This is a genomic window from Pseudochelatococcus sp. G4_1912, assembly GCF_047501465.1.
Lineage (GTDB): Bacteria > Pseudomonadota > Alphaproteobacteria > Rhizobiales > Beijerinckiaceae > Pseudochelatococcus.
Genome location: NZ_JAZDRL010000002.1, coordinates 1,262,493 through 1,274,482 on the forward strand (window position 1 = coordinate 1,262,493; position 11,990 = coordinate 1,274,482).

The 11,990-nt window shown below is 52.6% G+C and carries 13 protein-coding genes and 1 pseudogene; 13 read left to right on the forward strand and 1 reads right to left on the reverse strand.

Annotated elements, in window-relative coordinates; all coding sequences use genetic code 11:
• Window positions 1-40 precede the first annotated feature (40 nt).
• Window positions 41-1,339 carry a YbfB/YjiJ family MFS transporter gene (locus tag VRZ32_RS13000; RefSeq protein WP_414526138.1) on the forward strand — a complete coding sequence of 433 codons (1,299 nt, stop codon included), beginning with the start codon at window positions 41-43 and terminating at the stop codon, window positions 1,337-1,339.
• Window positions 1,340-1,349: 10 nt separating this feature from the next.
• Here the strand turns inward: VRZ32_RS13000 and VRZ32_RS13005 are convergent, their stop codons facing one another.
• Entirely contained in the window at window positions 1,350-1,577 is a 228-nt protein-coding gene (locus VRZ32_RS13005) for a hypothetical protein (RefSeq protein ID WP_414526139.1), read from the reverse strand.
• Window positions 1,578-1,929: 352 nt separating this feature from the next.
• Here VRZ32_RS13005 and VRZ32_RS13010 point away from each other — a divergent pair, with 352 nt between their 5' ends.
• The 12 genes and pseudogenes from VRZ32_RS13010 (at window position 1,930) to nuoK (ending at window position 11,988) form a co-directional block, all read left to right on the forward strand.
• Window positions 1,930-2,295 carry an NADH-quinone oxidoreductase subunit A gene (locus VRZ32_RS13010; protein ID WP_414526140.1) on the forward strand — a complete coding sequence of 122 codons (366 nt, stop codon included), beginning with the start codon at window positions 1,930-1,932 and terminating at the stop codon, window positions 2,293-2,295.
• A complete protein-coding gene (locus VRZ32_RS13015) occupies window positions 2,286-2,885 on the forward strand; it encodes a NuoB/complex I 20 kDa subunit family protein (protein WP_414526141.1) in 600 nt (199 codons plus the stop codon). The genes VRZ32_RS13010 and VRZ32_RS13015 overlap by 10 nt, the downstream gene beginning before the upstream one ends.
• 14 nt (window positions 2,886-2,899) lie before the next feature.
• Window positions 2,900-3,547, forward strand: a complete 648-nt coding sequence (locus VRZ32_RS13020) for an NADH-quinone oxidoreductase subunit C (protein WP_414526142.1) — start codon at window positions 2,900-2,902, stop codon at window positions 3,545-3,547.
• Window positions 3,548-3,598: 51 nt separating this feature from the next.
• Complete coding sequence (locus VRZ32_RS13025) at window positions 3,599-4,789, forward strand: NADH-quinone oxidoreductase subunit D (RefSeq protein WP_414526143.1); 1,191 nt, start codon at window positions 3,599-3,601, stop codon at window positions 4,787-4,789.
• A 33-nt stretch (window positions 4,790-4,822) separates the two neighbouring features.
• A pseudogene (gene nuoE, locus VRZ32_RS13030) lies at window positions 4,823-5,707 on the forward strand (NADH-quinone oxidoreductase subunit NuoE); the annotation flags it as partial.
• Window positions 5,708-5,727: 20 nt separating this feature from the next.
• Entirely contained in the window at window positions 5,728-7,029 is a 1,302-nt protein-coding gene (gene nuoF, locus VRZ32_RS13035; RefSeq protein ID WP_414526144.1) for an NADH-quinone oxidoreductase subunit NuoF, read from the forward strand.
• An 11-nt stretch (window positions 7,030-7,040) separates the two neighbouring features.
• Window positions 7,041-9,119 carry an NADH-quinone oxidoreductase subunit NuoG gene (gene nuoG / locus VRZ32_RS13040; protein WP_414526145.1) on the forward strand — a complete coding sequence of 693 codons (2,079 nt, stop codon included), beginning with the start codon at window positions 7,041-7,043 and terminating at the stop codon, window positions 9,117-9,119.
• A gap of 12 nt (window positions 9,120-9,131) precedes the next feature.
• Entirely contained in the window at window positions 9,132-10,175 is a 1,044-nt protein-coding gene (gene nuoH / locus VRZ32_RS13045) for an NADH-quinone oxidoreductase subunit NuoH (RefSeq protein ID WP_414526146.1), read from the forward strand.
• 3 nt (window positions 10,176-10,178) lie between these two features.
• A complete protein-coding gene (locus VRZ32_RS13050) occupies window positions 10,179-10,418 on the forward strand; it encodes a hypothetical protein (RefSeq protein ID WP_414526147.1) in 240 nt (79 codons plus the stop codon).
• Between the two features lie 42 nt (window positions 10,419-10,460).
• Window positions 10,461-10,949: an NADH-quinone oxidoreductase subunit NuoI gene (gene nuoI / locus VRZ32_RS13055; protein ID WP_414526148.1), complete on the forward strand. Its 489-nt coding sequence runs from the start codon at window positions 10,461-10,463 to the stop codon at window positions 10,947-10,949.
• Window positions 10,950-11,047: 98 nt separating this feature from the next.
• Complete coding sequence (locus VRZ32_RS13060; protein WP_414526149.1) at window positions 11,048-11,665, forward strand: NADH-quinone oxidoreductase subunit J; 618 nt, start codon at window positions 11,048-11,050, stop codon at window positions 11,663-11,665.
• Window positions 11,666-11,679: 14 nt separating this feature from the next.
• Entirely contained in the window at window positions 11,680-11,988 is a 309-nt protein-coding gene (gene nuoK / locus VRZ32_RS13065) for an NADH-quinone oxidoreductase subunit NuoK (protein ID WP_414526150.1), read from the forward strand.
• Window positions 11,989-11,990: the final 2 nt, after the last annotated feature.

Here is an 11,990-nt window from a genome sequence, read left to right on the forward strand (position 1 = left end):
CATCCATGTGCTAAACAAAGCGCCGGTGGAGCGATTGGGTATGCTGGATAGTTCTGATAAAGGTGGGCTACCATTGCGTAGCGCGGCCGGATACCAGTTCTCACCCATGATCATAGCGCTCGCAGGGATGCTTTCCTTAGCCTCAGCGATGGGAATCGGGCGCTTTGCTTTCACGCCATTGCTGCCAATGATGCTGCATGAAAATCTTGTAACGCTTGCTGGCGGCGGCTGGCTCGCAACAGCTAACTACATCGGCTATTTTCTTGGCGCTGCGCTTTGCACTCTGCTGCCGCTTTATTTTTCCAATCATCCTTTACCGTTACGCATAAGGGGCTTGATCAACCCGCCTGTCATTGTGCGGAGCGGCCTTATCGCTACGGCACTTCTCACACTCGCTATGGCCGGAGATTGGCCTTGGCTCTGGCCGGCTCTGCGCCTTCTATCTGGCGTTGCCAGTGCTGTTTGCTTCGTTTTCACCTCAACATGGTGTCTGCAACGCCTGACACAGATGGGTGCGCCGCAGTTAAGCGGTCTGATTTTTTGCGGGCCCGGTGTTGGTATTATGGCAACAGGGCTTGCGGTTAGCGCAATGGTCGCCAGAGATTGGCATGCACAGATTGCCTGGGTTGTCTTTGGCCTTGTTGCAGTTGTGCTGGCATTTCTCGCCTGGCAAGTGATGCGTCCAGATCAGGAATCGCCTAAACTAACAGGCGGTTCAGAGGCGATATCTACAATATCAGATTCAAAAACGCATTATTCTCTCTCCGGCGGCAATCCGCAGGAAGTCTTCCTGCTCACAGTTGCCTATGGTTTAGCGGGTTTTGGCTACATCATCACAGCTACTTTTCTGCCAGTTATAGCACGCCATGCCCTGCCAGGATCAGCATGGCCTGATATGTTTTGGCCGGTGTTTGGCCTTGGCGTGGTGTTCGGAGGATTGCTTGGTACGCGTTTGCCCATGCGGTGGGATCAGCGCGATCTGCTAATTGGCAGCTATGCGGTACAATGTTTTGGGATAATGTTGGGGCTTTGGTTCCCATCTGTGATTGGGTTTGTGGCCAGCAGTTTCCTTGTAGGCGCTCCCTTAACAGCCATCACATTGTTTGCCATGCGAGAAGTGCGGCGCCTTAACGCGCTGCTAGCGGCGAGCCTTATGGGGTTACTCACAGCAACTTATGGCATTGGCCAGATTCTGGGCCCACCCGTTGCCACAGCGCTCGTTCGGGTGGATGGCTCACATGCAGATTTCACTTTGTCACTGGAAGTAGCAGCTACCATGTTAATGGTCGGAGCCTTGATTTTTCTATGGCTTCGCTGGCGCTATCCAGTACGAACTTAGTTCAACGCTTTCAAGCTGCATGACGACGCATTTCCCATAATGCGGATATGCGCGAAGGCAAAAGAGTCGCTCCACCTTCCGTGCGAATCCATGCAATCTCCATATTGCTTGGGCTTTGCGTCATAGCGAATGCAATAGCATCTTCCAAGGTATTGAATTCGATTGAATTTTCAGGTTTTGCAGAGCGATTGCTTGTCCAATACTGCAGGCGGGCTGGCTTTTTAAGATCGTCTTGCATGATATTTTCCTTACCATTTCTCCTATTACATGCCTTGGTTCTTACGCATGCGTTTCGCTCATAACGTTTATAATCAATAATGGTTCCAAGCTGCATAATGGCCACAACTGCTATTCTAAAGCCCCGTGTTAAGCAAAATCAGATGCGAATAGCGAAGGGGGCACTTGCGTCGAAGGAGAGGCTGAGATAAGCCTTCATCGCACATGCGAACCAATCTAATGCGGCGAATCTGTCAGGTTTTCCTGTAGTTTCCGCTATAATATATCTGGATAAGGCTCGCTGAACACGGCTCATGTACCTGAGCCATCGATCCGCCCAGTCATATGGGCGGTTAACGCCGTTGGAGGATCAGATGCAGGATTTGCTATCGGACTATCTGCCGCTGGTCATATTCCTGGGTGTTTCGCTGGTAATTGGCCTTGCGCTGCTGGTGTCACCATTTTTGCTGGCATACAAAAATCCAGATCCTGAGAAGCTGTCTGCGTATGAATGCGGCTTTAACGCGTTCGATGATGCGCGCATGAAATTTGATGTACGGTTTTACCTCGTGGCCATTCTGTTCATCATTTTCGATCTCGAAGTAGCATTCCTTTTCCCCTGGGCGATTTCGTTTGGTGGGTTGGGCTGGTTTGGCTTCTGGTCAATGATGGCGTTTCTGGGCGTGCTGACAATTGGCTTCGTCTATGAGTGGAAGAAGGGGGCACTGGAATGGGATTGATCGGACAACCTTCTCCCAAGCAAGGTTCAGGTACGCTGGTTGCGCCTGCGCCTCGTGGCATTATTGATCCGAATACCGGCAAGCCGGTAGGCGCGAACGATCCGTTTTTCGGTGAAATCAACGATGAGTTGGCCGATAAGGGCTTTATTGTTACCGCCACGGATGATCTGATCAATTGGGCGCGCACTGGCTCGTTGATGTGGATGACCTTCGGTCTTGCCTGCTGTGCAGTTGAGATGATGCAGGCCTCAATGCCACGTTACGACGTTGAGCGTTTTGGCTTTGCGCCTCGCGGCAGCCCGCGCCAATCTGACGTGATGATCGTTGCCGGTACGCTTACCAACAAAATGGCACCAGCTCTCCGCAAGGTTTACGACCAGATGCCGGAACCGCGTTATGTGATCTCGATGGGATCATGCGCCAATGGTGGTGGCTATTACCACTATTCTTACTCGGTTGTTCGCGGTTGCGATCGCGTAGTACCGGTTGATATTTACGTGCCAGGTTGTCCGCCGACGGCCGAGGCGTTGCTATACGGCATTCTGCTTCTTCAGAAGAAGATTCGCCGTGTCGGCACGATCGAGCGCTAAGAGGAGCGGGCGGTATGAGCACGGATATTCATAGCCAAGGGCAGGGTGCAGCTGCATCAGAGCTTGAGCTGCATGGCGCTGCGGTCACTGCAGCACTTGGTGGGCGCATCGTTGCCACGAAGCTGGCTTATGGTGAGCTGACGCTTGTTGCGCAGACGCAGTCGATTCTGGAGGTCCTGCGTTTCCTTCGCGATGATCCCTCATGCCTATATGTAAATTTCATCGATATCTGTGGTGTTGATTACCCTGATCGCGAGCAGCGTTTTGAGGTTGTGTATCACTTGATGTCGCCACGTCATAACCGGCGTATTCGAGTGAAGGTTGCGACGGACGAATTTACGCCTGTGCCGAGTGCGGTTGGTGTGTTTCCTTCTGCTGACTGGTTTGAGCGTGAAACGTATGATCTCTATGGCGTGCTATTCTCAGATCACCCCGATCTGCGACGTTTGCTGACAGATTATGGATTTGAAGGTCATCCGCTGCGCAAAGACTTCCCGATGACGGGTTATGTTGAAGTGCGCTACGACGATGAAAAGAAACGTGTAGTGTATGAGCCGGTAAAGCTCGTGCAGGAGTTCCGCTCTTTTGATTTTCTCTCGCCTTGGGAGGGAACTGAATATGTTCTACCCGGTGATGAGAAAGCGGGAGGCAAGCCCTCATGATCAAATATGCATGCAAAATGGTAGCAGCTCGTCGCTGGCAGGATCAGAACCATGGCTGAGGCTGACGTTCGTACCTTCAACATCAACTTTGGTCCGCAGCATCCTGCGGCTCACGGCGTTCTGCGCCTTGTGCTTGAGCTCGAGGGCGAAGTCGTGGAGCGGGTTGATCCGCATATCGGCCTGTTGCATCGCGGCACTGAGAAGCTGATTGAGTACAAGACTTATCTACAGGCAACGCCTTATTTTGATCGGCTCGATTATGTTGCGCCGATGAACCAGGAGCATGCTTTTGTGCTCGCAGTGGAAAAGCTGCTGGGCGTAACTGTTCCGCGTCGTGGGCAGTTGATCCGGGTTCTTTACTCTGAAATCGGTAGAATTCTGTCGCATTTGCTGAACTTTACGACGCAGGCGATGGACGTCGGTGCGCTCACGCCTCCACTATGGGGCTTTGAAGAGCGTGAAAAGCTGATGATCTTTTATGAGCGTGCTTGTGGCGCGCGCTTGCATGCAAACTATTTCCGTCCAGGTGGTGTGCATCAGGATCTTCCGCCTGATCTGATTGATGATATTGAAGCATTCTGCGATCCGTTCTTAAAAGTCTGTGATGACCTTGAGAACCTCGTTCTCACCAACCGTATCTTCAAACAACGCAACGTTGATATTGGCGTTGTGTCTCTGGAAGAGTGCTGGGCCTGGGGTTTCTCTGGTCCGATGGTACGTGGATCTGGTGCAGCATGGGATTTGCGTAAGTCTCAACCCTATGAATGCTATGAAGAAATGGACTTCGACATCCCTGTTGGCAAAAACGGTGATAGTTACGACCGGCAGGTGATCCGCATGGAAGAGATGCGCCAGTCAGTGCGTATCATGCGTCAATGCATCACCAAGCTACGTGAACCAGCTGGTCAGGGACCGGTATCGAGCGTCGATCATAAGGTTGTCGCGCCATCGCGCGGCGATATGAAGCGTTCGATGGAAGCGCTTATCCATCATTTTAAGTTATATACCGAGGGTTTCCACGTGCCTGCCGGCGAGGTTTATAGCGCAGTGGAAGCGCCAAAGGGTGAATTTGGTGTGTATCTGGTAGCGGATGGGACGAACAAGCCTTATCGCTGCAAGATCCGCGCGCCAGGATTTGCGCATTTGCAAGCCATGGATTTCCTGTGTCGCGGCCACATGCTGGCTGACGTTTCGGCAATTCTTGGTTCAATCGATATCGTGTTTGGAGAGGTTGATCGCTGAGGAGTTCCTCGCGGTCAGGGAGTGGGTGACGGTATGTCCGTTCGCAGGCTAGCGCCAAAAGAAATTCAACCGGAAGGTTTCGCCTTCACACCGGAGAATGCTGCTTGGGCTGAGCGGATCATCGCTAAGTACCCAGAAGGGCGTCAAGCTTCGGCGGTAATATCATTACTGTGGAAGGCGCAAGAGCAGGGCGGCGGCTGGGTTTCTGAACCCGCTATTCGTTTTATCGGCGAATTGCTACAGATGCCATTCATTCGGGTGCTGGAGGTTGCAACCTTCTACACCATGTTCAATCTTCATCCGGTTGGGCGTCACTTCATCCAGTTTTGTGGTACGACGCCGTGCCGTTTACGCGGTGCGCAGGCCATTCAGGATGTGCTGGAAGAGCGTATTGGTCATCAGGGAAAAGTTACTGAGGATGGTTTGTTCTCATGGCTTGAGGTTGAGTGCCTTGGCGCATGTTGCAATGCGCCTATGGTACAGATCAACGATGACTATTATGAAGATCTGACTCCTGAAAACTTCAATAAATTGCTTGATGATTTGGCTGCAGGCCGTGCTGTTAAGCCTGGCCCACAAAATGGCCGCATGGCATCTGAGCCGCAGGATGCGATCAATACGCTTCTTGATCCGGCCCTCTATGATGGATCGCTGATTGGCAGCTGGCGTGGTCGCTTCGAGGAAGAAGAAGCCAGAGCGCGCGCGGAGGCTGAAGCGAAGGCAGCTGCCGAAGCGCTTGCAGCACGTGAGGCAGCGATGCCGGAACCTGCACATCCATCAAGCGGACGTGCGGGCGAGCTGGTTGCTGATACGCCAGCGCACCGTGCGGCAAGCGGAAAAGAGCCGATCAAGCCTGAACACAATCAGGCTGCATCACCTGCAACGGCTCCTGACGCTGCTGAGCGCGCAGTCGATGAAAAGACGAAGGGTTGAGCGCGATGTTAGCAGATAAGGATCGCATCTTCACCAATTTATATGGTCGCCATAGCCCTGGATTGCCGGAAGCGCTAAAGCGTGGCAACTGGGATGGTACCAAGTTCCTGCTGGAAAAAGGCCGCGACTGGATTATTAACGAGATGAAGGATTCCGGCCTCCGTGGACGCGGCGGCGCTGGCTTCTCAACCGGTCTGAAGTGGTCGTTCATGCCAAAGCAATCGGATGGACGCCCGCATTATCTCGTTGTGAATGCTGACGAGTCAGAGCCTGGCACCTGTAAAGATCGCGAAATTTTGCGTCATGATCCGCATTTGCTCATTGAAGGCTGCTTGTTGGCATCCTTTGCCATGGGTGCGCACGCGGCTTATATCTACCTGCGAGGTGAATATATTGCTGAGCGTATTGCTCTTCAAAAAGCTGTCGATGAAGCTTATGAGGCAAAGCTCGTAGGCAAGGACAACATTCATGGCTATCCCTTTGATATTTATGTACATCACGGTGCTGGGGCTTACATTTGCGGTGAAGAAACTGCATTGCTGGAAAGTCTTGAAGGCAAGAAGGGAATGCCCCGCTTAAAGCCACCTTTCCCGGCAAACATGGGTCTTTATGGCTGCCCAACGACCGTGAATAACGTAGAATCGATTGCTGTTGCAGGCACTATTCTGCGTCGTGGTGCTGCATGGTTCTCTGGTATTGGCCGTCCGAACAATGTTGGCACGAAGCTTTTCTGCATCTCTGGCCATGTGAACACGCCATGTAACGTAGAAGAGGCGATGGGCCTTACGTTTCGAGAGCTCATTGATCGTCATTGTGGTGGCATCAGAGGTGGTTGGGATAATTTGCTGGCCGTAATTCCGGGCGGTGTTTCTGTGCCGCTGGTTCCAGCTCATGAGATCATTGATACGCCTATGGACTTCGATAGCTTACGCGCTCTGCGCTCAGGTCTCGGAACGGCGGCCGTAATCGTGATGGATAAATCGACGGATATTGTGCGTGCAATTGCGCGGATTTCTGCCTTCTATAAGCATGAGAGCTGTGGCCAATGCACGCCTTGCCGTGAGGGTACGGGCTGGATGTGGCGTGTGCTATCCCGCATGGCGGAAGGACGGGCGCAAAAGCGTGAGATTGATCTGTTGCTTGATGTAACGACGCGCATTGAGGGGCACACAATTTGCGCATTGGGCGATGCAGCAGCATGGCCAATTCAAGGATTGATCCGGCATTTCCGCCACGAGATCGAGAAGCGTATCGATGATTATGCGGCCAATCCGCATAGTGATCCAGTGCTTGTGGCGGCGGAATAAGGGTAGGGTCGATGGCAAAGATCATCGTTGACGATGTCGAGGTCGAGGTCCCGGCCGAGTACACATTGCTGCAAGCCTGTGAGGCAGCTGGTGCGGAAGTGCCGCGCTTCTGCTTCCACGAGCGGCTATCAATTGCCGGCAATTGCCGCATGTGCCTCGTTGAGGTGCAGGGTGGGCCGCCAAAGCCAACAGCGTCCTGCGCTATGTCTGTTCGTGATTTGCGCCCAGGCCCCAATGGTGAGCCGCCTGTCGTTCTGACACGCTCACCAATGGTTAAGAAAGCACGTGAAGGCGTGATGGAATTTCTGCTGATCAACCATCCGCTAGATTGCCCGATCTGCGATCAGGGGGGCGAGTGTGATCTGCAAGATCAGGCTATGGCCTATGGTGTGGATAGCAGTCGCTATGCCGAAAATAAGCGCGCGGTTGAGAATAAAAACATCGGCCCACTCGTGCGTACATCAATGAACCGCTGCATTCATTGCACGCGCTGCGTTCGCTTTGTCACGGAAGTTGCGGGCGTGCCGGATCTTGGTGCAATCGGCCGCGGCGAAGATATGGAAATCACCACCTATCTCGAAGAGGCGATGAGCTCTGAGCTGCAGGGAAATGTGATTGACCTTTGCCCCGTCGGTGCATTGACCTCCAAGCCTTACATGTTCAAGGCTCGGCCTTGGGAGCTGCTCAAGACCGAGACCGTTGACGTAATGGATGCGCTGGGTTCCGCCATTCGCGTGGATGCGCGTGGACGTGAAGTTATGCGTGTCATGCCACGTGTGAATGAAGCTATCAACGAAGAGTGGATTTCAGATAAAACCCGTTTCATTTGGGATGGCCTGAAGACACAACGTTTAGACCAACCTTACGTTCGTGAAAATGGCCGACTACGTCCTGCCTCATGGCAACAAGCTTTTGCAGCGATTGCAGCGAAGGTACATGCCAGTGCACCTGAAAAAATTGGCGCAATTGTTGGCGATCTCGCTGCCGTCGAGGAAAGTTTTGCTCTGAAGTCCTTAATGCAGCGTCTCGGTACGCTTAATATTGATGGACGTCAGGATGGCACCGCACTTCACCCATTGTTGGGGCGCGCGAGCTACGTTTTCAACAGCACAATCGCAGGCATTCATGAAGCCGATGCGATTTTGCTCATCGGCACGAATCCACGTCGTGAAGCAGCTGTCCTGAATGCACGGATCCGCGAGCGTTGGCGGACTGGCAGCCTCAAGGTTGGTGTTATCGGCGAGCAGGTTGACCTGACTTACACGCATGACTACCTCGGTGCAGGTCCAGAAACTCTTGCGGCAATTGCGGACGGAACTCATTCTTTCGCAGAAGTCTTGAAGAACGCGCAAAAACCTCTGATCATCATCGGTCAAGGTGCGCTGACGCGTGCTGATGGTCTTGGCATCCTGTCACTTGCGGCGAAGACAGCAATGACGGTTGGTGCTGTAACTGATGGCTGGAATGGTTTTTCAGTTCTGCATACTGCTGCAAGCCGCGTTGGCTCCTTGGATCTTGGTCTTGTGCCAGGTGAGGGATGCCTCGATACGCATGCTATGGTGCATGGTGGCGTTGATGTTCTCTTCCTGCTGGGTGCAGATGAAGTAAAGGTCGCAGATGGACCATTCGTGGTTTACATCGGCACTCATGGTGATCAGGGTGCGCATCGCGCTGATGTTATTCTGCCAGGGGCTGCATATACCGAAAAGTCCGGTATTTATGTGAATACTGAAGGCCGCGTTCAGATTGCTAACCGTGCTGTTTTCCCTCCCGGACAGGCACGTGAGGATTGGGCTATCATCCGCGCCTTGTCGGATGCGCTGGGTCATCGGTTGCCGTTCGACAACATCGCGCAACTGCGCCAGTCACTGTTTGTTTCGCATCCACATTTGGCTCGCATTGATGCTGTCGAGGGTGCCGATCCAACCGCTATCGAGCGTCTGGCGCTTCTGGGTGGGGATATTGAAAAAACGGCATTTTCTTCGCCAATCACTGATTTTTATCTGACAAACCCGATTGCCCGCGCGTCGGCGATCATGGCGGAATGTTCAGCGCTTGCGCTGGGCGTTACCCGTCAGGCAGCCGAATAAGGAGCACGACTGATGGAATCGTTACTGACAGTCGCGCTGATCCTCGGCAAGAGCCTGTTGATGCTCGTGGCGTTGCTGGTATTTATCGCTTATATCCTTCTCGCAGATCGAAAAATCTGGGCTGCAGTACAGCTGCGGCTTGGGCCAAATGTGGTCGGGCCTTATGGGCTTTTCCAGTCGTTCGCGGATTTACTCAAATTCGTCTTCAAAGAACCAACGATCCCCGATAGCTCGAACAAGTTCCTGTTCCTGCTAGCTCCTTTGGTTACCTGCGTTTTGGCTATGGCTTCATGGGCGGTAATCCCTGTTGCTGATGGCTGGGCCATTGCCGATATCAACGTGGGCGTGCTCTATATTTTAGCGATTTCTTCGCTCGGCGTTTATGGCATCATCATCGGCGGTTGGGCATCAAATTCAAAGTATCCGTTTTTGAGTGCTCTGCGATCGGCAGCGCAAATGGTCAGCTATGAAGTCTCGATTGGCTTTGTGATCGTAACGGTTCTTTTGTGCGCGGGATCGTTGAATCTGACGGAAATTGTACGCGCTCAGGAAGCGCGCGGCCTTGCAACAATGCTTGGCGTGCCATGGCTGACATTCCTGAACTGGTATTGGCTGCCACTGTTTCCGATGCTGATAATTTTCTTTATATCGGCACTAGCAGAAACAAACCGTCCACCGTTTGATCTGGCTGAAGCTGAATCAGAGCTTGTTGCCGGCTTCATGGTAGAATACGGCTCAACGCCATACCTGCTTTTCATGCTCGGCGAATATGTGTCGATCATGCTGATGTGCTCGATGACGGTCATTCTGTTTTTCGGTGGCTGGACATCGCCATTTGATTTTGCACCATTTACTTGGGTGCCGGGTGTGGTGTGGTTCGTGATCAAGATCTCGCTGGTCTTTTTCATGTTTGCCATGACCAAGGCTTTCGTGCCGCGCTACCGTTATGACCAGCTCATGCGGCTTGGTTGGAAAGTTTTCCTGCCGATATCGCTCTTTATGGTGGTCTTTGTAGCGTTTGTGCTGCAGTTGACTGGCTGGGCACCAGGAAGCTGACCAGTGGCAGCGATTGTTGGATGTCTGATTGGTCTCTCGATGGGGTTGATCGGATACGGGCTTGCAACCCGTATTATAGAGCGCTGGCTTATCGCTGCAGAACGCGATGAGGATGAGCCAGTGGCTATGACGAGAATAGAGCTTGAGCAATGGGCCATCGGCTTCCGGCGGATGGTTTTTGCTGGCACGATAATTTTGTTTCCGCTGGCGGGCCTCTTGATGGGCCTTGCTATCGGTGGGTGAAGAGGTCACGTGTTTTACGTGGCATAACGAGTGGGGCGGGCGATGAAGCTCGATCAGGCTGCCAAGGCGCTGTTCTTGAAGGAGTTCGTTTCGGCATTTATTTTGTCGATGCGTTATTTCTTTAAGCCAAAAGCAACATTGAACTACCCCTATGAAAAGGGGCAGTTAAGTCCGCGTTTTCGCGGCGAGCATGCGTTGCGTCGCTATCCTAATGGCGAAGAGCGCTGTATCGCGTGCAAGCTTTGCGAAGCAATCTGCCCGGCGCAGGCTATTACTATTGAGGCCGGCCCGCGTCGCAACGATGGCACACGTCGCACCACGCGGTACGATATCGACATGGTGAAGTGCATCTATTGTGGGCTTTGCCAAGAGGCTTGCCCTGTTGATGCCATCGTTGAAGGGCCGAACTTCGAGTTCGCAGTAGAGACCCGTGAGGAACTTTACTACGACAAGGAGCGGTTACTGGCAAACGGCGCGCGTTGGGAGCGAGAGATCGCTCGCAATATAGCAGCTGATGCGCCTTATCGTTAATTTTATCCCGGAAACTCCGGGTTATGCTTTAAGATCAATTAGTTGAACTATCATCTTCATCCTTGATAGTAAAACTCTGGACAAGACGGGAACCGGGCATGGCTGCAGCGGCCTTCTTTTATCTGTTTGCAGGTATCTGCATTGCATCGGCGTTCATGGTTGTCGCCGGGCGTAATCCGGTGACGTCTGTGCTGTTTCTAATACTTGCCTTCGTCAACGCAGCCGGCCTTTTCATTCTGCTAGGAGCTGAATTCCTAGCGATGATGCTGATTGTGGTTTATGTCGGTGCGGTGGCAGTTCTGTTCCTATTTGTTGTCATGATGATCGACGTGGATTTTGCCGAACTCAAAGCTGGTTTCCTGCAATATCTGCCGGTTGGCGCACTTGTAGGTATCGTGTTCCTGATAGAGCTGGTGTTGGTTATCGGCACTTTGTTTGTCGATCCATCTTTACTGCATGTGGCAGCGTCCGCGGTTGCAGATGCACCAGCTGCAGGTGTGACGAATACCCAAGCAATCGGGCAGGTACTTTACACGCAATATTTATTTGCGTTTCAGGCTGCCGGCTTTGTGTTGCTGGTGTCGATGGTGGGTGCGATCGTGCTAACGCTTCGGCATAAGGAAAACATCAAGCGTCAAGATATCGGTGATCAAGTGGCTCGTTCACACAAGACGAGTGTGGAACTTAAAAAAGTGCCATCTCGGCAAGGCGTTTGAGGGGAGCGCGGAAAATGACAATCGGGCTCGTTCATTACCTCACAGTAGCTGCGGCACTGTTCACACTTGGCGTGTTTGGTATCTTCATCAACCGGAAGAATGTGATCGTCATTCTTATGTCGGTTGAGTTGATATTGCTGGCGGTGAATATCAATTTCGTCGCTTTTTCGATTTTTACCAACACCATAGCGGGACAGATCTTCGCGCTGCTGGTGTTAACGGTGGCAGCAGCCGAGACGGCGATCGGCCTTGCCATTCTGGTGGTTTACTTCCGCAACCGTGGCACTATCGCGGTTGAGGACATCAACTTGATGAAGGGCTGAGG

Coding starts and splice junctions, on each gene's coding strand:
- nuoK (WP_414526150.1), top strand. CDS start 11,680: ATGACAATCGGGCTCGTTCATTACCTCACAGTAGCTGCGGCACTGTTC.
- nuoF (WP_414526144.1), top strand. CDS start 5,728: ATGTTAGCAGATAAGGATCGCATCTTCACCAATTTATATGGTCGCCAT.
- nuoI (WP_414526148.1), top strand. CDS start 10,461: ATGAAGCTCGATCAGGCTGCCAAGGCGCTGTTCTTGAAGGAGTTCGTT.
- VRZ32_RS13025 (WP_414526143.1), top strand. CDS start 3,599: ATGGCTGAGGCTGACGTTCGTACCTTCAACATCAACTTTGGTCCGCAG.
- VRZ32_RS13005 (WP_414526139.1), bottom strand. CDS start 1,577: ATGCAAGACGATCTTAAAAAGCCAGCCCGCCTGCAGTATTGGACAAGC.
- VRZ32_RS13020 (WP_414526142.1), top strand. CDS start 2,900: ATGAGCACGGATATTCATAGCCAAGGGCAGGGTGCAGCTGCATCAGAG.
- VRZ32_RS13060 (WP_414526149.1), top strand. CDS start 11,048: ATGGCTGCAGCGGCCTTCTTTTATCTGTTTGCAGGTATCTGCATTGCA.
- nuoH (WP_414526146.1), top strand. CDS start 9,132: ATGGAATCGTTACTGACAGTCGCGCTGATCCTCGGCAAGAGCCTGTTG.
- VRZ32_RS13015 (WP_414526141.1), top strand. CDS start 2,286: ATGGGATTGATCGGACAACCTTCTCCCAAGCAAGGTTCAGGTACGCTG.
- nuoG (WP_414526145.1), top strand. CDS start 7,041: ATGGCAAAGATCATCGTTGACGATGTCGAGGTCGAGGTCCCGGCCGAG.
- VRZ32_RS13010 (WP_414526140.1), top strand. CDS start 1,930: ATGCAGGATTTGCTATCGGACTATCTGCCGCTGGTCATATTCCTGGGT.
- VRZ32_RS13000 (WP_414526138.1), top strand. CDS start 41: ATGCTGGATAGTTCTGATAAAGGTGGGCTACCATTGCGTAGCGCGGCC.